Source organism: Shewanella sp. MMG014, assembly GCF_018100775.1.
Taxonomy (GTDB): domain Bacteria; phylum Pseudomonadota; class Gammaproteobacteria; order Enterobacterales; family Shewanellaceae; genus Shewanella; species Shewanella japonica.
This window is the reverse complement of record NZ_JAGJDZ010000006.1, coordinates 286,112-307,286: the sequence shown is the minus strand read 5'-3', so window position 1 is coordinate 307,286 and position 21,175 is coordinate 286,112. Positions and strand designations below refer to the sequence as shown.

Here is a 21,175-nt window from a genome sequence, read left to right as displayed (position 1 = left end):
TTAAATATAAAAAACCACTCATTTGAGTGGTTTTTTATTGTCGGCTAGTTATCTAAAGAATGGTTTCATCATTGCTGGTCAATCATTAGCGATTCAATTAATCACTAGCGAAGTGCTAAGACTCTTCTTTAAACACTGACGTTTGGTTACGGCCATTCTCTTTAGATTGGTACAAAGCTTTATCCGCACCAGCAAGCCAACTAGCACTGTTTTTTGTTTGTTCTGATAACGCGTTTACCCCAATACTAATGGTGACTTTAATAATTTGGTTTTTATACACCACTTGTGATGCTTCAACTTTTTTACGTAATCGCTCCGTAAAGTACTTAGACTCATCAGCATTAGTATTGGTGAGGACAACGGCAAACTCTTCTCCGCCATAGCGACCTGCAAAGTCTGTTTCACGCAAAGACTGTTTAAGTATATGGGCAATACTCTGAATCACTTTATCGCCCGCGGGGTGGCCGTATTTATCATTGATTTGTTTAAAGTTATCAATGTCTATCATGATCATGCTGCCACTTTCACCGTAGCGCGCATAGCGTTCATACTCTTTTTCAAAACAAGCTTGCCAATGACGACGGTTAAATAACTGGGTTAAACTGTCAGTCTGACTCAGTTTCTCCAACTGTTCGTTAGCAGATTTAAGCTGTAATTTGTTTATAGCGACATCGGTAACATCATAAATAATAATGCTGATGTGAGTAATATTCCCTGTGAGTGATGCCAGAGGCAGCAAGGTGATATTTTGGTACATATGATCTGCCCGGCCTGTAATTGGACGGTAGTTTTTAAACTCGAACACATATGGACGCTGTTCCCAACTGATAAACGAACGATTCTTTAGTAGGAAAACCGATTCCATTTTTTGGGTTAACCACTCTTTTGGCAGGTCGCTAAATGTATCAAAAAGGTTTTTACCTTTGATGCCATTTGGCGAAACTCCACTGTGATTTTCCATGAAACCATTCCAAAGTTGGATATTGTAATTACGATCTAATACGACTAGCCCAACTTCTATGGTTTGCACCATATCAATGAGCCAGTGAAGTTCGTTCATTGCATTTTGATCAGTAGACATGAGTAACATCCAACATTGTTATTATTTTAATGACTAGCGAATATGAATCGCTAAAATCATGATTAATCAAGTAAATAGCCCAACTTAAAATTAAGTGTTGGGATGGAATCTTCGGTGAAAAGCAACAGCAAATCGCATTGAACATTATGATCTTCAATTTGATAGTTGATTTCCATTGCTAGGGTGCGTTGCCATTTTTCCGAATTATCATGAATCAATTCATTGACAGTGCAATGTCTGCCCAATACCACTGGATGTCCTTGGCTAAATTTCATATCCAGTTGTTCTGAGATGCCATTGAGAAATGCGCCGATCAGAACATTGCCAGTATCGATTAATACTTCGACTTCATTGGCTGCATCCTGAGGATCTTTATGGCCCATGAGTTTGGCCATATCGGTAAAACTAGAGTCATGGAATAACAATAACGCTTCACCAGCCACACCTGCACCAATAAACCCTTGGCAGAGAGCTGAAATTTTTGAGCTTTCTTCTGTAGCTTTTAGCGCCATAGTGAGCTCACTGACTTCGAGAACATTCACATTTGGAATTGGCAGCATCACGAACACATCCAATAACGTGGCCAGTAGATCCGCAGCTCGGCCCATTGCGACGTTAGCAATCTCTTGGCAGGCATCACGTAAATCAACCTCAAACATCGGCGTGTCATCAGCAGCATCTTTAAGTGCTAAGGTCAAAATGCCGTACTCTTCTAGGATATTACTGATGGCATCAGCACTGACCGGTTTTTGGATGAAATCCAAAGCACCTAATGCTTTGACTCGCTCATGAGCTTTGATTTGGATATCGCCAGATACCACGATGACGAGGGCGGGTAAGTCCTCTCGCTGAATCGCTTCTAATACCTCGTAACCATCCATGACTGGCATATTGAGATCGAGAAAGACAATTTCCCCTTTCCCAGCACGGATAACCTCAAGACCTTCCGCTCCATTAGTGGCATAGCTGATTTCAACATCCCATTCTTTTGGGAGTGTGCGCGCCATTTGCTTTCTAGCTAATCCTGAATCATCGCATATCAAAATAGGAATAGTCATAGAGACAGAGGATCCTTTTGCAGGGTTATTATTATTTAAGTGTAGTCGTTGCAAAAAAAGACAGTTTTCATCTCTTTTATTCCTGCAGTTCAACATGGTGATATTGCGTTGCAGTGTCTTTCTACAATGTATTAAACAATATTTTACAACTTATTGTTGAGTATTAGCATTAAAAATCGACAGAATTTTGGCGTTTATCATAAAAATGTATCATTTATGGCATTTTAAAGGCTCTATGGCGTAACGTTTGTGTGCTAACGGGTGTATTTGGAGGTGGATGTAAAAATTGTTGCTTTGTTCACCTTGGTTAACTATTCGCCAAATTGCTGGTTTATGATAACTTAAGATCTGGACTGACCAGTAAAGGATGAATCATGGAGAGTAAACTCGTTACGCTAAAAATAGACAATGGCATTGCCTATGTAACGTTAAATCGGCCTGAAAAATACAATGCATTGAATATTGAGTTGTTTCAAGCAATCGATAAAACTATCAAAAAACTACATAAAAACACAGCTGTTAGGGCGGTTATTCTGTCGGGAGCTGGCGGTAATTTCAGTTCTGGTTTGGACGTTAAAAGTGTTTCAAAATCAATGATGCCCGCATTAAAACTTCTTTTTAAGTGGTTGCCAGGTAATGCAAATTTAGCTCAGCGAGTTTCTTTAGGTTGGCAGCAGCTTCCTATTCCTGTGATATGTGTCATTGAAGGTTTTTGCTATGGCGGTGGCGTGCAAATCGCATTAGGTGCAGATTTTCGATTTGCCAGTAAAGACGCTCAGCTTTCAATCATGGAATCTAAGTGGGGCTTATTACCTGATATGGCTGGACTTGCAGGGTTAAGGCAAATCATGACTAAAGACAAAGCCATGCAATTGACCTATACCGCAGATATTATCACTGCTGACAAAGCGCTTGAATTTGGTTTAGTCACAGAGGTGCATGATAAGCCGCTAGAGATGGCGACACGTTATGCAGAAAAGCTAATGCAGCGTTCGCCAGATACTAATGCGGCTATTAAGCTGAGTATCAATAAGAACTGGTCGGGGACGTTACGCAGTTTATTGAGCCGAGAGTCTTTGAGTCAGATTCGACTACTTTTAGGTAAGAATCGTTTGATTGCCAGTCATCGTGAAATTAAGCAGTCAGGTAAACCCTATCAAGATAGGCAGTCGGGTTGGTAAATTCCAAGTCTCATACTGTGTACGAGATTAAGTCGATTATTTACTCCACTATCATAGAGTAACAATTCTCACATGATGAGTGCCGATGGAGCTAAAAGCTTGTTATTATCACCGCCAAAATTGATTGTGTAACTTGAGATTGTTTTATGCGTGAAACGTTTGAAAAATTGTTATGGAGCAGCCGATTATCAGTGATGGTGGGTGTGCTTGCCTGCGTTGTTGGCGCCTTGGTTATCTTTGCGGTTGGAATCAAAGATGTAGTGCATTTACTGGCCTTGCTTTGGAATTATATTGTTTCAGGCAGTCACGAAATAAGAAATGACATTATTATGGTCGTGGTTGAGATTTTAGATACTTTCTTACTCGGCGCTGTCATGCTTATTTTTGCTTTTGGTCTGTATGAGTTGTTTATCAGTGATTTAAAAAATGCCGATGACACCAAAAGCGGTGGCCGCATTTTAGTGATTAGCAGCATTGATTCGCTCAAAAGTAAGCTAGGTAAAGTGATTTTGATGATGCTTATCATCAAGGTGTTTTCTTATTTTACTGAAATGAAGCCTCAGTCGATGCTCGACTTACTCTACATGGGAATTATTGTGGTGTTAGTCGCACTGTCTTTGATGTTGAGTAAAGATAAAAAAGACTAACCTCGCCAAGTGTTAGATTGCTGGTTATTGGCTAGGGCCTGTTGATCTTTGCTGGTTAAGTTTTGTTCGAAATAAAAGCGTTTTAATTGAGGCGGATGGAGTAATGCCTAGTCATCTAAGCACTTCTTTTTTAAAAAGATGCATCCAACAAAGAGTAAAACGCTTTTACTCGACCCCTTTGGGCAGCGTTTGTTGGCCATTTTTACTGCGTTATTGACTTTTTATGTAGAATAACTACACCACAAAGTCTCTTCCTTGTATAAATGGCCAACAATTCGCTGCAAAAATAACCTTGAAAGATCAACAGGCCCTAGTAGTTATCGAAACTGTCAGTAACCAGCAATTTTTCTCGCAAAGCTTTCAATATGATCTAACGCTTCATCCCAGCCACCTTGATGGCTCAAATCTAATTGTAATAAATACTGTCGATATAAATTTGCTGATTTAACTAAATTACTATTTTTACGCTCTATGCTTTGCGCTAATGCGGCCTTATGTCCGTTAGCCGATTGCAAGTCCAATACGGGAATGTCTAACCCTGCTAGTTGCTTGGCAATACTCAAGCCTCGGTTTTGTTCATCAATCAATTGTTCATATTCGCGATAAGGATTAATGATAACGAGCAAGTCAGGTTTAGTTAATTTATCTTGATGAAGTAGATTAACGACCATACCCGCACTATCATCTGCTGCGATAATAATCCGTTTACCAGGGTATTGCGCAGCCACTCCCTCTATCTGAGCAATAGATTCTTCAATCACTTTTTGCTGGAAATTATTGAGCTCTAATAACTGACTGGAGGTGTACTTAGGCGTCATTTGATGCGCCTCAAGCGTTAGCTGCTTTTCACCTGCCTTGTTAATTTGATCTGCATCAGTTGCAAAATTAGGGCGATATAAGCCTTCGGTTGGCTTGATGCTGATTGTTGCCCAGCCTGAGAGTGGTAATTGCAAGCGCATATAACGGCTGCTTTCCAGTCCTGTAGCGTCTGATTCTGTCGGTCCAAGAATGATAGCGCTGCCACGCTGTTTTCTGCCTTGCCAAGGCTTAACTATGACATCAATGGGTTTATCTTGAACAATGATTTGCTGCTTTTGCTCGTCGCTGACGGGGGCGAATAAAGACTCAGCAAAGGTATTCGTGCCAATGCTTAAGGTGAGGATGAAGGTAAATAGGATCTGCTTGATGAGTGTCATTGCCGCTTTCTTACAGGTTGGATGAAAATCGCCTACAAAAAAGCCCTGAAGTTCAGGGCTTTTGCTTCATCTCTGCAGTGTATTATACGTGACTGACTAATACCATTCTAATTGCGTCTAGCTGGAATTGGCTGTCGTCAATATAGCTGTTTAACTCAGCCATTTGATTACGGATATAATCGAGTTCAGAATCGCGAATATTTGGATTCACCGCTTTTAAAGACTCTAAACGGGTGAGCTCGCCATTTAATTGTGTGGTCATTTTTTCACGAGCTTGCTCAACCAAGTTGGCTAATGCTGCCTGTGCTTGCTCTTCACCTTTTGCTAATAGCGGGTGAAGAATAGGCTGAGATGCATTAACGAGCTTGCTGGCAATATGGCGATTAACTGCACTGAGTTGTTTATCAAAGCTGCTGTAGTCGACTTTTTCTGCCAAGTTTTGACCATTTTTATCCAGTAACACACGGATAGGTGTTGGTGGCATATAGCGGTATAGCTGCGATGATTTAGGGGCTGAAACATCTGCCATATAAATCAATTCTAAGAACAGGGTTCCCGCTGGTAGCGCTTTATTCTTTAACACCGCAACACTGGTAGTGCCGGTTTCTGAATCGGTGATCATATCAAGAGCCGTTTGCACTAATGGATGCTCTTGAGAAATAAACGCAATATCGTCACGAGAAAGTGCGGTTTCACGGTCAAATGTCACTGAAATTCCATCTTCAGGTAACCCAGGATATGACGGGAATAACATATGCTCACTCGGGCGCAATACAATCGAGTTTTCGCCGCGATCTTCTTGATCGACACCAATAATGTCCCATAAACGAATTACAGAACCAATTAAGTGAGTATCAGCATCTCGCTCGGCTAAACGCTCCACTAACTGTTTTGATTGTTCGCCACCATGAGAGTTAATTTCTAATAACTTATCACGTCCTTTTTCCATGGCTTGTTTAAGCTCTTGGTATCTGGCTTGGGTGTGATTAAGCAGTTGCGTCATTAATTCAGGGTCATCATCATTGAGCACTGCTGTTAATTCATCGGCAAACTCTGAATAAAGAATATGACCACTTGGGCAAGTCAGCTCAAAAGAATTAAGCCCTTGGTGGTACCAATTCATTAAGCGCTCTTGCGCAGTATCTTGCAAATACGGTAAATGAATTTGGATATTATTTTGCTGGCCGATACGGTCTAAACGACCGATACGCTGCTCCAATAAATCTGGGTTTAGTGGCAAATCAAATAACACTAAGTGGCTAGCAAATTGGAAGTTACGTCCTTCTGAGCCAATTTCTGAACAAATAAGCGCTTGGGCGCCGCCTTCTTCTTGGGCAAAATACGCACCCGCTTTATCACGTTCAATAATCGACATGCCTTCATGGAAAACAGTGGCCTGAATACCTTCACGAGTACGTAATGCTTCCTCAAGGCTCAGCGCTGTTTCTGCTTGGCTGGCAATGATGAGTACTTTTTTGCTGCGGTGTTCTTTAAGGAAATCAATTAACCAGTCAACACGAGGATCGAACTTCCACCAACTTGCACTATCAGTTTCAAATGCTTGATAAAGTTTCTCAGGGCTTAATGATTGCTTAGCTTGATCTTGTGGTGATTTTTTCGTTCCCATCATTGCATTAACACGTTCAGCAGTAATGTATTCCTGCGGCATGGCTAATGGTTGCGGATTGAAAAAGCGTTTCGGAAATCCGCTGACTGAAGCACGGCTATTGCGGTATAAAATACGGCCAGTACCATGTCGGTCGAGTAATTCTTGTAATAACTCTTCTCGAGCAGATTGTTTAGTATCATCTTCAATATCATCTGCTTGGATAATATTGATGCTTGGCATGATATCTTTTTCACTCAAAAGCTCAGTTAAGCTATTAATGGCGCTATCGGCTAGTTTAGTGTTGGCGGTCAGTGCTTCAGCAGCTTCAGCAACACTTTGATAGCTTTTCTCTTCTTCCAGAAATGCGTTGTAGTCGTAGAAACGATCAGGATCGAGTAAACGTAAACGTGCAAAGTGACTTTGGTGGCCGAGTTGATCTGGGGTTGCAGTAAGTAGCAGTACGCCAGGCACTTCTTCACTCAAGGCTTCAACGATTTGATAAGCACGGCTTGGGGCTGTTTCGCTCCACTCCAGATGATGTGCCTCATCAACCACCATTAAATCCCAATCGGCGTCGATAGCTTGTTCTAAACGACGTTTTTTACGAAGTAATTCAAGTGAGCATATGACTAACTGCTCTGTATAAAACGGGTTGTCATTATCCGCATAAGCTTCAACACAGCGGTCTTCATCAAAGATTGAAAACTTTAAGTTAAAGCGGCGTAGCATTTCGACCAACCACTGATGGCGTAATGTGTCAGGCACAATTACTAATATACGCTCAGCACGGCCAGTAAGTAGCTGCTGGTGAATAATTAAACCTGCTTCAATGGTTTTACCTAAACCCACTTCATCGGCCAGTAAAACACGCGGAGCATAGCGGCGGCCAACTTCATGAGCAATCCATTGTTGGTGTGGAATTAAGCCTACCCGTGGTCCTTGTTGCCCCAATAAATCAGATGTTGCTAACTTATGGCGCAGTAACTGACTTTGGTAACGCATACCAAAGCGGTCTAAGCGATCAATTTGCCCTGCAAATAAACGGTCTTGAGGTTTATTAAAACGGATATTGTGATTGAGTAAAGTCTCACGTAAACGTACCGTTTCTTCAGATTCACTGTGGATACCGATATAGGTAACTAGCCCATCTTTTTCTTCGACTTCGCTGACAGTGAGTTTCCAGCCTTCGTGGCTTTCAATTGAGTCACCTGGATTAAAGATTACACGTGTTAATGGTGCTTCATCGCGTGAAAAAAGACGGTTCTCATCGGCGGCAGGAAATAACACTGTTACCATGCGACCTTCAACGGCGACGACAGTACCTAAACCAAGCTCTGACTCGGTATCACTAATCCAACGTTGACCTAAAGCAAACGGCATTTTTGACTCTCATTTGGGGCTGATTAAAACAAAGGGCGCGTATGTTATAACAAACGCTAGTAGATTTAAATTCTAGCAGCGATTTAAATATTCATGATCGGCAATTTTATGTAATCAAGGCTAACTTTGACACATTTCTGTCATCTCAATGTCATCTTCTTTCTCGTAAACTGACACAGTGAACATCTGATTAACTATTGAGCGTCGATAAATTTACTGGCATAGTTTAATTGTGCAATTTACGAAATTGTTCACCTATAATTATATGTAAGTTTATTTATTTCAGGAGTTTATATCGGATTAATCCCTTAGTTTACCCTTTGCATTGAGCACTCTGGAGGCGCCATGGAACATGACAACAGAAAGTTGTTTGTACTGGATACCAATGTGTTACTGCATGAACCTTTAGCGATATATTCGTTTAAGGAACATGACGTAACAATCCCAATGACAGTGTTAGAAGAGTTAGATAATATTAAGGACAGAAAACACGATATCAGCCGCGATGCCCGGGTTGCTATTAGAGCGTTAGAAGATATCCTCGGAGGGAAAACCTCTCCAGAACAAATACTCAATGGTGTCGCTCTACCCAGTAGGGAAGGACACTCTGATGTATCCGGCAGTTTATCCATTTTCCCTGACCATCAAATCGATTTCACCACAGGGGCGTTACCTGGCGACAATAACGATAACCGCATCATTAATACCGCACTGCATTTACAAAACCTCAATCAAGCTCGCCAAGTTGTGTTGGTCACAAAAGATATCAATATGCGTCTTAAAGCCAAAGGGGCGGGGATTGAACGGGTTGAAGATTATCGAACTGACCAGCTGATTGACGATATTCGCTTTTTGGCAAAAGGTTTTTATCAGTTTGACGGTGACTTTTGGGCGAACGTGGAAAAAGTATCAACTGAACGAGTGGGTGGAAAAACCTTGCATCAAGTGAGTCTTGATGAGGTGGGTAATGAACCTTTTTATAAAAATCAGTACTTAATTGATCAAGAAACTGAGTTTTGTGGCAAGGTCGAAAGCCGAACAGATACTCATTTATCGATAATCGATTACGGCCGAGATCGACTTGAGCATCTGCAAGCATGGGGCATTAAGCCAAAGAACATTTATCAAGGCATGGCGCTTAATGCTTTATTAGATCCTGAGATTGATTTAGTGATTCTCACCGGTCCAGCTGGTTGCGGTAAAACCCTAATTGCTATGGCAGCAGCGCTTGAGCTTGTGGTAGAGAAAAAGCAATATGAAAAAGTCATTGTCACTCGAAACACGCCTGAGATAGCTGAATCTATTGGTTTTTTACCTGGCACTGAAGAAGAGAAAATGGCGCCATGGTTAGCGGCAATTACAGATACTTTGGAAGTGCTGCATAAAAATGATGTTAACCCGACTGGGAGCATGAATTACATCATGGAAAAAGCGAATGTGCAGTTTAAGTCAGTCAATTTTATGCGTGGGCGCTCAATTCAAAACTCAGTAGTCTTATTGGATGAATGCCAAAATCTAACGGCATCACAAATTAAAACCATGATCACCCGTATGGGAGAAGGCACTAAGTTGATTTGCTGCGGTAACTTAGCGCAGATTGACTCAACTTATCTGACAGCAGTCACGTCAGGGCTCACCTATATTGTGGAACGCTTTAAGGATTTTGATGGCAGTGCCAACATTTATTTAAATGGTGTCGTGCGCTCAAGGTTAGCTGAATTTGCCGAGGAGCATTTATAGCTTATTGGCTTGATGAAGCATCATTAGGTCTGTTGAAAAGCTACTGCAAAGTGGCTTTTTTATTGCGCCGATATTGAGCGATAGCAATATTGAAAATTCCTTGTCTATTTGACTAAATGACCATGAATCTATGATGATAATTTGCTATGTTTTAGAGGCAGTTAATAAACACGATAAAATGACACAATTTATAACGATTGATGCAGGTTATTTATGTGATAAAGCATACCTTCCTGATAATATGCATCAATGAGCCATCATAGCGTTTCTCCTTATGTCTTTTATTAATCGACGCTATGAGTAAATAAAGGGATTTCAATGAAATCGACAGAGCCAGAATTACACTTAAAAGCACTGATCCAAAGAAAATATAACCGAGCCGTTTTTTATACATATATCGGTGTAATTGTGATGGCATTATTGTCGGCTTGGACGTTATTTGAACGCCAAAAAACACAATTGATCAAAGAGCGTGAAGAGCAAGTTCTTCGCCATGTATTGCAGATTGATTTATTACTCGAGTCGAGTATCCGTGCGGTTAAAAGCTTACGTAACGTGGCTGTCGATAATTTACGCTTGGGGGAGCTAGTTCGAAAAGACCGTTTACCTCAGTATGAAAAGTTCAATGAAGATGGTCAGTTTTTTACCTTAGAACCCAGTTATGCTCAAAGTGGTGAACCTTTTACCAATATGGGACGGATCACTGGTATGGGGTCGTTAGATGGTCGAAGTGACACCTTTTATCAAGAATTAGAAATGCTGTTTGAGCTGTCATTATCTTTTCCTGTAGCGAAAGAAGCAGCGCCGAAAGCCTCATCTATTTATTACATTTCAAAGCAAAGGATCATGTCATCGTTTCCATGGTCTAACAACGAAACTCGCTTTAGAGAAGAGCTACTCAATAAAAAACAATTCCAGTTGGCGACGCCAGCAATGAATCCACAGCGAAGTGTATTTTGGCGTGAAGCCTATGTAGACCTTGCTGAACGTGGTCTATTAACCACACTTGGTCTACCAGTGTATTTAGAAGATGACTTTATTGGCTCGATTAACTTGGATATGACCCTTGCGTCTTTAGCCAAGCAAATGCGCATGTATTTTAAGATGCCTGGGACAGTGATTTTATTAGATCAATACAACAATATTTTGTCTCACAGTGACTTTGAAGCTAGCGATATGAATCGGGTTTATCATATTAGCCAGCGTATTCCTTCAGAGCTGCATTCCTTACCTGAGTCAGAACTGTTTGACGCACATGATGGTATTTTGCGAAACGGCTATTATATTCACTCAGTGGCATTACAAAACCCACCTTGGCGTTTACTGTACCTGCAAGATGAAGATGTATTGTTCCAAGATGCGTGGGATAAGTTAAAGCTAACTTTCTTGCTAGTGGTTTTGGCTTTATCTGTGTTAGTGACGATTGTGCATTGGCAAACTCGCCGTTCATTCGTCAATCCAGCATCCCGCTTATTAACTCACTTAGAAGAGTGTTCACGCGATCCGATTTCACCGCCAAAGAAAATCACTGAAGGTTGGGAGCCTTGGTTCTTACTCGTAAGCCGTATTTTTGAAGAGAACAAGCAATATACCCGTCATTTGGCAGAGCAAAATAAACGATTGGATAACTTAGTGGCACGACGGACTCAACGTTTGCGTGATACTACAGAGCGACGTGAACGAGAGTTTGCATTATTACGCTCTTTGATTGACTCCATTCCTGAGGCAATCGTTTATAAAGATAAAGAAGGTAAATATTTAGGCTGTAATAAATCTGCTGAGTATATGCTGGGCTGTAAAGAAAGCGAGATGATAGGGCAATACTCTTTAGCCAGCACCCATGAACAAGGGGAGCGGATCAGAGAGGAAGACCAAAAAGTCTTAAGTGATCGCTCACTGTTACGTTACCAAGAGAAAATGGATATTGGCGGGAAAACCGTCTTGCTCGATACCTTAAAACTGCCGTTTTATAACCGCCGTGGTGAGTTACTGGGGTTGATTTCTGTGTGGCGTGATGTCACTCGTGAATATGAATCTGCCGAGCAGTTACGTCTTTCTGAAGAACGTTATCATTTAGCGATGGATGCGGTAGAAGATGGTCTGTGGGATTGGTACTTAGATTCTGAACAATTGATTTGTAATCCAGCGTTTTATTCTATGCTAGGTTATAAACCTAATGAATTCCCTGCACTTATTTCATCAACCGATGCACTCATTCATCCAGATGATCGTATGCGAGTTGAAGAGTACCGAAGTGGCTATGCTAAGCAGCCAATTGGCACTTATGAAATTGAATATCGTATGCGGGCTAAATCGGGTGAATACCATTGGGTGTTATCACGTGGTCGAGCGGTTGAGTTTGCCGATGACGGCCAATCCAAACGTATGCTCGGTACTCATAAAGATATTACGCGTCAAAAAAGTAATGAAGTTGCCTTGCTAGAAGCTAAGCAAGATGCTGAATTAGCCAATATGTATAAGAGTGAATTCTTGGCCAACATGAGTCACGAAATTCGCACACCGATGAATGCAATTATTGGTATGTTGCAGCTTGCACAGCGCACTCAATTGAATCCGCAGCAACAGGATTATCTTAATAAGGCAGGTTTCTCTGCTCAGTCTTTATTGCGCATTATTAATGATATTTTGGACTTCTCTAAAATTGAGGCGGGTAAGCTAGAACTCGAAAGAGTGTCGTTCCCGTTAGATAAAGTGCTTGATCATGTCATTGATATGAACGCTCAAAAAGCGCAAGAAAAAGGCGTTGAGCTGTTACTTTATGCACCAGTCACAGCAGGACTTATCCTCAATGGTGACCCATTACGTTTAGGCCAAGTTTTGGTGAATTTATTATCCAATGCGGTTAAGTTCACTCAAAATGGTGAAATTGAATTAGGTTGCGAAGATGTGGGTGAGCGAGACCACCGTATAACACTTAAATTCTGGGTGCGTGATACTGGTATTGGGATTAGCCAAGAGCAACAAGCTAAATTGTTTGATGCTTTCTCGCAAGCTGATGGTTCAACTACCCGTAAATATGGCGGCACAGGCTTAGGCTTATCGATCAGTAAACACCTTGTGTCCTTGATGGGCGGTACCATGCAAGTGGAATCAGAGACCAATCAAGGCAGCACCTTTAGTTTTAATATTAGCTTTGAAATCGCTGAAGAGAATGTCGTTGAACCGCTCGTTGTTCCTGAACAACTGAATAACCTAACAACCTTAGTAGTGGATGATAATCCTAGCGCTTTACAAATATATTCAACAGTAATGCGTGACTTTAGCTTTGGTGTCAAAACAGCACAAAGTGGCGCAGAGGCATTAGAAGTATTAGCTCACAGTGACGTCGATTTATTGCTACTTGACTGGATGATGCCAGAAATGGATGGCGCAGATGTTATCGATATTATTGATGAAATGGTTGCTGATGGACGCCTTAAAAAACGTCCGGTGATTATTCTAATGACCGCCTATTCTGCAGAGCCACTTGAGGCTGAGTTTGATGAAAGCCGTGTATTTGCTATTTTGCAAAAGCCGTTTAAAGCGTCAGCCTTATTCGATGAGATTATTGGCGCATTTGCTGCCGAACCTAAATTGAATGTGGCGCCTGTCGTTGAAGAAGATCCTGAGCAAACCAAAGATGCTGGTTTAGTCTTATTAGTTGAAGATAATTTTATTAACCAGCAGGTTGCGACTGAGCTATTAAAAAGTGCAGGTTATGAAGTCGTGATGGCCGATAATGGTCAAATTGCGTTAGATATTATCGACAGTAAACCATTTGATGCCGTATTAATGGATATTCAAATGCCTGTAATGGATGGATTAACTGCGGCGAAAGAGCTGAGAAAACGCTTTAGCACCGAGCAGCTTCCTATTATTGCGATGACAGCTCATGCAATGTCAGGTGATAGAGAGAAGAGTCTACAAGCGGGTATGAACGCTCATATTACTAAACCAATTGTGCTTAATGAGTTGTTTGATACCTTAGAACATTGGATTGATTATAAAAATAAACATAGCGCCTCGTAAGGTTAACGGCTCAAGACGAGCCGTTAAATTTGGCTGACTGACACAATGGAGAATGTTAAATGAACCGCCACAGCATTGCACTTGCATTGGCATTAAGTGCCATCCCCGTTATCGCATATGCGGAAACACCTGCCCAAACTGTGATTAAGCAAAGTGAAAAAGCGACCGGATTTATTAATTTCTATTATCAAAGTCAGTCTGGTGAATTGTATTTAGAGGCCAATAAACTTAACCAGCCATTTTTACTCATCACAAGCTTGCCACATGGTGTGGGTTCTAATGACATTGGCTTAGACCGTGGTCAACTTGGCGAAACTCGTATGGTTCAGTTTGAGCGTCAAGGCCCGTACATTTTATTAAAGCAATTAAATACTTTTTATAGAGCAAGCAGTGAAAACCCTGCTGAGCAATTAGCGGTAAAAGAAGCCTTTGCAGAATCTGTATTATGGCGGGGTAAAGTGGTCGAAGGTAAAACGCCACTTGTGGCCGTTAATCAATTAGTGCTAAACGATCTTCATGGTGTGGGCCAGCGGTTAGCTGACACCAAACAAGGTAGCTATAATCTTGATAGTTCACGTTCTGTCATTTTACCTGAAGGGGTGAAGTCCTTCGAAAAAAATGCTGATGTTGATGTGTTACTGACTTTTAATAGTAGCAAGCCGGGCGAGCAAGTGAGACAAGTTACGCCCGATGGCAAGTTTGTATCAGTTAGGATGCGCTATTCGTTTGTTGCATTACCAGAGCCGGGCTATCAGCCTCGAGCTTATGAGCCGATGAGTGGTTACCTTTCGGGTGAATATTATGATTACTCAGCCCCAATAGACTCACCTGTCAGTAAACAATATCTACTGAGACATCGTTTAGAAAAGGTCACGCCTGGTATTGAACCAAGTGAAGTGATTAAACCAATAACCTATTATCTTGACCCTGGTGTACCAGAACCTATCCGCACTGCATTATTGGATGGTGCTCGTTGGTGGGAGGATGCATTCACTGCTGCTGGATTTATTGATGGCTTCAAAGTGGAAATGTTACCAGAGGATGCAGATCCTCAAGATATTCGCTATAACATGATCCAATGGGTGCATAGAGCAACAAGAGGCTGGTCTTATGGTGCATCCATTAAAGACCCTCGCACAGGTGAAATTATCAAAGGTCATGTGACCTTAGGTAGTTTGCGAGTAAAACAAGATCATTTAATTGCCAGAGGATTAACCGCAGGCTGGGAAGATAGAGATGCAGCTAAAAAAGCATCGATGAACCTAGCATTGGCACGTATTCGCCAGTTATCAGCTCATGAGATTGGCCATACCATCGGGCTTGACCATAACTTTGCAGCTTCTACGAACGATAATGCCTCTGTCATGGATTACCCTCATCCGAAGGCGACGTTAAATGGCGACAAAATTGATATCTCAGCGCCTTATTCTGAAGGAATAGGGGAGTGGGATAAGTTTACCATTGCCTACGGTTACGGCAATGAAGCGAATTTAACAGAGTTGGTTCGCCAAGCTAGAACACAAGGTCTACGTTATATTGGAGAAGCTGATTCCCGTTCACCTGCTTCAAGCCATGCCTATGCGAGCTTATGGGACAATGGTGCATCTGCAGCAGATGAGCTTACTCGCTTAGAGCAAGTTCGTAGAGTGGCTATTGAGCAATTTAATGCTCAAGCACTGCTTAGCGAGCAACCTTTAGGTGAGCTAAGTGACGTGTTTGTGCCAGTATACTTTATGACTCGATATCAAATTGATGCCGCTGCTAAATGGATTGGCGGCAGTGATTATAGTTATCAACAGCAAGGCTCTGCTGAGCGATGGCATTATTTGTCGCCTAAATTACAACGCAGTGCATTAGATGCTTTATTGAATGTTATCTCAGCCCAAAGTTTGTCTGTACCTTCTGAGATTACCGATATCTTGGTGCCTAAAGCGGGTAACTATCGTAAGACTCGTGAAAGTTTCGATTCTGGTTTAGGTGTGCTGACTGATCCGATAGGTATGGCAGAAGTCTTAAGTCGACAAATTGCTAACCGTTTATTGGCTCCAGAGCGTTTAAATAGGGTTAATCAAGGGTTTATGACTGACTCAGAGCAATTATCAGTGGTGAACCTAGTCGATAAATTATTAGCGAAAACGGTATATCAAGATCTGCAGCGAGGCCAGTTATTAGCAGTACAAATGCGCGTTAATACTGTCGTGTTAGACGAAATTCTTGCTAGCTATCACCATGAAAAAACGGCCCCTGAGGTTAAAGCGCAATTGCTTGCAAGGCTGCAATATGTTGAAAAACAGTTGAAACGTCGTAGTAACCGAGCAAGTAATTATCAAGCTGCTCATTTTGACTGGCTTCTACAAGGGGTGGCTAAAGGCATCGCTTCAAACGAGTTTAGGTTTATTGAATCACCGCTTAACATGCCGCCTGGTTCACCTATCTAACATACGAACGACCAAAAAGCCCAACGAACATCGTTGGGCTTTGTAATTTTCTAAGGTGCTTTATGGCGTCTAATTTTGAGCTGGACTTAACCCTGCTTGTTTCGGGTTTTTAGGATAAAAGTGGTCACTTTTACGATCGATATGTGAAAACTGACGAGTATTTTTATAAGGCAGCTTCATAAATCCTGATACGCCATGGCCTTGTATCTTAGTGGCGTGATGTAAAATACGATCTAAAGATGCCCTAAATGCAGCTTGCTTACGTGGGTTTAGTAAACGTAAATAACTATGGATCTTTAAGTGATTGGGTAAGGCTTCAAAAATAATGCAGCCAGTATGATGAATTTGGTTGATCCAGCCCAGTTCAGTCATGATTTCGGTTGGCAGTTCTAAGTTTTCTTCAGGGTCTTTACCGTCTTCAAAGTAGGAGTGTAACCGTGAGCGACCTTCTGAGGCAGGAACATCTCCCACTTCGAAGCTTAGCTGGGCATCATTCACCATTTGATAGGGTTCTGATGCATGTTGGCGTTCAAGGTGTAAGGTATCCTTTGCGTTAAAAAAGCATGCTTTAAACACCCCTATTCGTTTAATTCCCCTCGCCAAAGTCACCATATTATTGACTGCTTTAATGAGCACATCTTTGGTTTCAGGATCATAAATCGCAAGGTTTGAATCAATATACACACCACTCTTTCGCCAATGAATAGCCAGCCCGCCAACAATGGGATATTGAGCTAATTTTCCAACGGCAGCGACAAACCCTTTTTCTGTATCGCCCATGCCAGCGAGGAAGTTACGGTAATATTTTTCAAGCTGCACATCGTCCATTTTAGCGATGGGATCTTGAGTGTTATGTTCTTTAAGGAATGACTTCCTTGAGCTGTAACTTACCGTCTCTACTTGTTTTTGTTTAGGTAATACCCACAACGGAATGTCTTCATGTATCGGGTGGGTGGTAATGTTTGGTAGATGCATACGATGGTTATGCCGCATACTTTTTAAAAAGTAGTCGCCCGCAAGGTTACGTCGCTCAAGATCGTCACTCAACATGCCATCCAAAGTGCGGGCAAGCTCAATGGGTAAACCAAGGCTACTGGCAGGAATCACTTTGCTTCCAAAGCGGCTAATCTGCCCTGATGCCAACGCATAAAGCGTTGCGGCAACACCCTGTTCATCAAAGCGTGGGCTGGAAAGAGCACCATTTAGCTGCTCCTCTCCAATAAAGTACACATCGCCCATTCTGGCGTTCGTGTGCTGTTGATCGTTGGACATCAAAGACATCACGTTATTTTCAACGGAATTATTGTTCTCATCACGCTGAGCAAAGACAGCAGAGCCCCAATCAATAAGCGATAAATGATCGTTTTTAATGTCATACACTAAATTAGACGGTTTAATGTCGCCGTGAACTAAACATTTTCCGGTGCGAAGGTAATACAAGAGGTTGGCTAATTGACGGGCGATGCTGACAATCATCGCAACCGGTAACACCCCCATTCGGTGACATATTTTATCTAAATCTTCTCCTTGAGCACGCTCCATGACCATGATGCCTTGCTTACCGACTCGTTCAAACTTTATCGCATTAGGCACATTGGGATGCATGAGTTGACTGAGCATGAAGGCTTCTTCTTCAAGTCTATCCTGCACACTACGCGGAAGGGTAATTCGGGAGAACTTAAATACATGCGATTCACCAATATCGTTTGTACCAGCAAACACAAAACCATAAGCTCCTTTCCCGATAAATTCGATATCAGCATAACCAAGTTTACTTAACTGCTGATTACACAATCTTATCCAAGCACGGTGCTTTCGAGCATCTTCTGCTTTTAATAAATAAACCGATTGTTCTTCATTAATATAAAAGTGCTGTAGCTGAGGTGTTTGCAAACGCTGCTCCTATTATTACACCCATTGTTATTCATCGAGTGCTTGCTACATCAACGCATATTTCGAATTGTCAGGCAAGTCTTGTGCTTGCATTTAAGGTGTTTTTTGCAGAGCAAGTTCAATGCAGAAACCAGTTTGATTTCAAATAAAATGCGGTAAATGACAAGTTGTTCAGCAAAAACGAATGAAACTGCCTAGCTTAAATAGTGGGAGTTGTAAACTTTGACGTGAATCAAGTTGTTTTGGGCTATACACAGGTACTATTTAAGTGAATCAACGGATTCGGGTTAATCAAGGAGCGCTTATGCCTAACATTAAAAAAGCTGACTTAATTCCACTGTTTTCTTTTCCACGCCAGCGTATTTTACAGTCAATGGAAGTGACTCACTGTCCTCATGCGGTGTTTTATAATGCCAGCGATGAACAATGTACGACTTGCCATCAAGGAGAAGAGTGCATATGGATGAATCACAATGATGAACTTGTTGCGATTGAAAAAAAATCCGTTGATGAACTGAAACAACAGCTACTGATTGCAGTCGATTTTATTGACTCAAATTTAAGTCCACATCATTTATCACGTCGCAACTGTCAATGTGATAACTGTAAATGGCTTAAAAAGGTGCAACAAGTTCTAGATGGCGAAGGGCAGTAAGCTTGCTGTGTTGGCGAGTTGAGTCAATAACATGAGTAAGCGTTTGTACTGATTACCTGTTGTGTCGCTAATCAATTTGCATCCTATGTTCATTGTATTTAGAGTAAAGCTCATTTACATGACATGGACCTTAGATATGGAAGCAAGTTTTTGGCACAGTAAGTGGCAGCAACAGCAAATTGGTTTTCACCAGCCGCAAATAAATGAATTTCTAATTAAATATTGGTCGCAACTGGCTATACCGTCCGCTGCTGAGGTATTTGTTCCATTATGCGGCAAGTCGTTGGACATGTGTTATCTCGCCGAACAAGGTCACAGTGTTTTGGGCTGTGAGTTAAACCCAATCGCAGTTGAAGACTTTTTTAAAGAAAATACCTTGCCTGTTACACAACAAGCGCAAGGTGAGCATCAAGAGTACACCACAGATCAAATCACGCTTATACAAGGTGATATCTTTACGCTATCAGCGACGACCACACAAAAAATTGGCGCTTTTTATGATCGTGCAGCATTAATTGCTTGGCCAGAGGTAATGCGTCAGCAGTATGCCAAGAAATTAGCAGAGCTGATCCCATCAGGCGTCAAGGGTTTACTCATTACCTTAGATTATGATCAAGACACACTTAATGGCCCCCCATTTGCTGTTAGCCCATCTTGGATAGAGTCATACCTAGCTGAATCTTTTGACGTTGAGTTATTAGAGTGCGCTGATGTGTTGCGTGATAATCCAAGGTTTATTAATAAACAGGTTCCTTGGTTGAATGAAGCTGCGTATATCTTAACTAAAAAGTAATGGCTAAATTTAACGGTAAAAATTGATATAAAAAAAGCGACCATCAGGTCGCTTTTTTATTAACTAAAGACTCTCTAAAGAGGCATTAATTAGAAGTCGTAGCGCATACCAACAGTAAATACGTTGTCATCTTCTAGATCGATGGTTGGGCCACCGTCAAGTTGGTAATCACCTTCGTACATAGCGTAGTGGCCATATACTAGAGTCGATTTAGAGATGCGGTAGTCAGCACCTACAGTGATTTGTGTAATGCTAGCATCAGTTACAACACCATCTGCTGCTTTTTGTTTAGTTAGGTAACGACCGAAACCACCTTCATCAACACCGTACTCAGCTTTTAAGTTAACGCCGTTTAAGTTGTAAACCACGTTTAAGAAGTAAGAATCACCTTCTTGATCAGTTGTTTGGCTTTCAGTGCTTTGGTATAAACCGCCTACTTTAAAATCACCTAGTTTAACTTGAGCAACGCCACGGTAAGCATCGATGCCACCGATTGTGTTGTAAGCAGCTGCTACATAGTAGTTTTGCGCTTTAAGTTTTTTATCACCGATTGTTGCACTTAATGCGTACTGACTTTCGTAAGACTCATCACCGTTTGCATCAGTGTAGTTATCTTCCATTAAGTAAGTTGCGTTTAACGTGATTAAATCAGCGATTTTTGGAGAGTAGTACCAGATACCGTCAGCAGAACGAGTTTGACCAGCTACTAAACGGTCGATATCAGCATTGGTGTTACCGAAAACGTCAACGCCGCCTTCAGATTGCTTGAATACTGTATCGTTACGGCCCACTAAAACAGTACCGAAGTTAGATTTTAAACCTAAGAAAGTGTTACGTGCTTTGAACACATCAGAGCTAGATGAAGTGTTTTCAACTTGGAATTCCATTTGGTATAGCACTTCGAAAGCATCAGAGATTTTTTCGCTGCCTTTAACACCTAAGTGAGAGAAGTTGTTTTCGAATACAGTGCCAGCTTTACCTTCTTGGGTAGTCACACCTAGATCTGAATCTGTTATTGCTAAGTCTAAACGACCGTAGAAATTTGGACCTTCAGCTGCTGCGCCGAAAGAAGTTAATGCAATCACAGAGGCCACAGATGCTGAAATTAGCGTCTTTTTCATCTTCATACTCCCTTTAGAACCTAAGGTTCTATTCCCATTTTATGGGTTGTTTTAGTGAATTTCAGTCACAGCGGCAATGAATTTACATAGCACTGTGATATGAACTTGACGGAATTTTTGCAGGTTTGAGCTGCTTAAGTTGTGGGCTATGTCAAACTTTTTGGGATAACGTAATGATTTGATGAAAAAATGTGACAAGTTCGAGACTTTTGACTATTAGTTAACAGTGATTTAGCAAACTACCCCTTTGTGGAGGTTCACATAATTGGCGATATGGTGTAAGTGGCGCTGTAATAGGGTTTAAGCATAGTTAAGGTGTTGCTTAATTGTTAACTCTTTGGCGGTATTTGCATA

At 41.5% G+C, this 21,175-nt stretch carries 13 protein-coding genes; 7 read left to right on the top strand and 6 right to left on the bottom strand.

Annotated features, from left to right (window positions below; translation table 11 throughout):
* Nucleotides 1-115: 115 nt before the first annotated feature.
* The gene (locus J8L86_RS12185) at nt 116-1,081 is read right to left on the bottom strand and encodes a sensor domain-containing diguanylate cyclase (RefSeq protein WP_055022701.1); all 966 of its coding nucleotides are present in this window, start codon (nt 1,079-1,081) and stop codon (nt 116-118) included.
* Nucleotides 1,082-1,143: 62 nt separating this feature from the next.
* Complete coding sequence (locus J8L86_RS12180) at nt 1,144-2,139, bottom strand: response regulator (RefSeq protein ID WP_055022700.1); 996 nt, start codon at nt 2,137-2,139, stop codon at nt 1,144-1,146.
* A gap of 374 nt (nt 2,140-2,513) precedes the next feature.
* Between J8L86_RS12180 and J8L86_RS12175 the strand changes: the two genes are divergently transcribed.
* Nucleotides 2,514-3,320 (top strand): crotonase/enoyl-CoA hydratase family protein, encoded by an 807-nt coding sequence (locus J8L86_RS12175; RefSeq protein ID WP_065109775.1) that lies wholly within the window; start codon nt 2,514-2,516, stop codon nt 3,318-3,320.
* Between the two features lie 146 nt (nt 3,321-3,466).
* A complete protein-coding gene (locus J8L86_RS12170; protein WP_065109776.1) occupies nt 3,467-3,967 on the top strand; it encodes a YqhA family protein in 501 nt (166 codons plus the stop codon).
* Between the two features lie 329 nt (nt 3,968-4,296).
* Here the strand turns inward: J8L86_RS12170 and J8L86_RS12165 are convergent, their stop codons facing one another.
* Nucleotides 4,297-5,163: a DUF3530 family protein gene (locus J8L86_RS12165; RefSeq protein WP_211030511.1), complete on the bottom strand. Its 867-nt coding sequence runs from the start codon at nt 5,161-5,163 to the stop codon at nt 4,297-4,299.
* Nucleotides 5,164-5,245: 82 nt separating this feature from the next.
* Nucleotides 5,246-8,152, bottom strand: coding sequence for an RNA polymerase-associated protein RapA (gene rapA, locus J8L86_RS12160; protein WP_211030509.1), 2,907 nt, complete (start codon nt 8,150-8,152; stop codon nt 5,246-5,248).
* A gap of 345 nt (nt 8,153-8,497) precedes the next feature.
* On the opposite strand from rapA, the gene J8L86_RS12155 reads away from it, so the two are divergent.
* The 3 genes from J8L86_RS12155 to J8L86_RS12145 all read left to right on the top strand — a co-directional run bounded on the left by J8L86_RS12155 (nt 8,498) and on the right by J8L86_RS12145 (nt 16,359).
* Entirely contained in the window at nt 8,498-9,892 is a 1,395-nt protein-coding gene (locus J8L86_RS12155; RefSeq protein ID WP_211030507.1) for a PhoH family protein, read from the top strand.
* 318 nt (nt 9,893-10,210) lie between these two features.
* The gene (locus tag J8L86_RS12150; protein ID WP_055022694.1) at nt 10,211-13,921 is read left to right on the top strand and encodes a response regulator; all 3,711 of its coding nucleotides are present in this window, start codon (nt 10,211-10,213) and stop codon (nt 13,919-13,921) included.
* A 59-nt stretch (nt 13,922-13,980) separates the two neighbouring features.
* Nucleotides 13,981-16,359 carry a zinc-dependent metalloprotease gene (locus J8L86_RS12145; RefSeq protein ID WP_211030505.1) on the top strand — a complete coding sequence of 793 codons (2,379 nt, stop codon included), beginning with the start codon at nt 13,981-13,983 and terminating at the stop codon, nt 16,357-16,359.
* A gap of 69 nt (nt 16,360-16,428) precedes the next feature.
* Here J8L86_RS12145 and J8L86_RS12140 read toward each other — a convergent pair whose 3' ends face one another.
* Nucleotides 16,429-18,252: a protein kinase gene (locus J8L86_RS12140; protein ID WP_065109781.1), complete on the bottom strand. Its 1,824-nt coding sequence runs from the start codon at nt 18,250-18,252 to the stop codon at nt 16,429-16,431.
* A 304-nt stretch (nt 18,253-18,556) separates the two neighbouring features.
* Here J8L86_RS12140 and J8L86_RS12135 point away from each other — a divergent pair, with 304 nt between their 5' ends.
* Nucleotides 18,557-18,907 (top strand): hypothetical protein, encoded by a 351-nt coding sequence (locus J8L86_RS12135; protein ID WP_055022691.1) that lies wholly within the window; start codon nt 18,557-18,559, stop codon nt 18,905-18,907.
* A gap of 136 nt (nt 18,908-19,043) precedes the next feature.
* On the top strand, nt 19,044-19,700 hold the full coding sequence (locus J8L86_RS12130) for a thiopurine S-methyltransferase (RefSeq protein WP_211030571.1): 657 nt from the start codon (nt 19,044-19,046) through the stop codon (nt 19,698-19,700).
* An 89-nt stretch (nt 19,701-19,789) separates the two neighbouring features.
* Here the strand turns inward: J8L86_RS12130 and J8L86_RS12125 are convergent, their stop codons facing one another.
* Nucleotides 19,790-20,821 (bottom strand): porin, encoded by a 1,032-nt coding sequence (locus tag J8L86_RS12125; RefSeq protein WP_211030503.1) that lies wholly within the window; start codon nt 20,819-20,821, stop codon nt 19,790-19,792.
* Between the last annotated feature and the right edge of the window lie 354 nt (nt 20,822-21,175).

Coding starts and splice junctions, on each gene's coding strand:
- J8L86_RS12185 (WP_055022701.1), bottom strand. CDS start 1,081: ATGTCTACTGATCAAAATGCAATGAACGAACTTCACTGGCTCATTGAT.
- J8L86_RS12180 (WP_055022700.1), bottom strand. CDS start 2,139: ATGACTATTCCTATTTTGATATGCGATGATTCAGGATTAGCTAGAAAG.
- J8L86_RS12175 (WP_065109775.1), top strand. CDS start 2,514: ATGGAGAGTAAACTCGTTACGCTAAAAATAGACAATGGCATTGCCTAT.
- J8L86_RS12170 (WP_065109776.1), top strand. CDS start 3,467: ATGCGTGAAACGTTTGAAAAATTGTTATGGAGCAGCCGATTATCAGTG.
- J8L86_RS12165 (WP_211030511.1), bottom strand. CDS start 5,163: ATGACACTCATCAAGCAGATCCTATTTACCTTCATCCTCACCTTAAGC.
- rapA (WP_211030509.1), bottom strand. CDS start 8,152: ATGCCGTTTGCTTTAGGTCAACGTTGGATTAGTGATACCGAGTCAGAG.
- J8L86_RS12155 (WP_211030507.1), top strand. CDS start 8,498: ATGGAACATGACAACAGAAAGTTGTTTGTACTGGATACCAATGTGTTA.
- J8L86_RS12150 (WP_055022694.1), top strand. CDS start 10,211: ATGAAATCGACAGAGCCAGAATTACACTTAAAAGCACTGATCCAAAGA.
- J8L86_RS12145 (WP_211030505.1), top strand. CDS start 13,981: ATGAACCGCCACAGCATTGCACTTGCATTGGCATTAAGTGCCATCCCC.
- J8L86_RS12135 (WP_055022691.1), top strand. CDS start 18,557: ATGCCTAACATTAAAAAAGCTGACTTAATTCCACTGTTTTCTTTTCCA.
- J8L86_RS12130 (WP_211030571.1), top strand. CDS start 19,044: ATGGAAGCAAGTTTTTGGCACAGTAAGTGGCAGCAACAGCAAATTGGT.
- J8L86_RS12125 (WP_211030503.1), bottom strand. CDS start 20,821: ATGAAAAAGACGCTAATTTCAGCATCTGTGGCCTCTGTGATTGCATTA.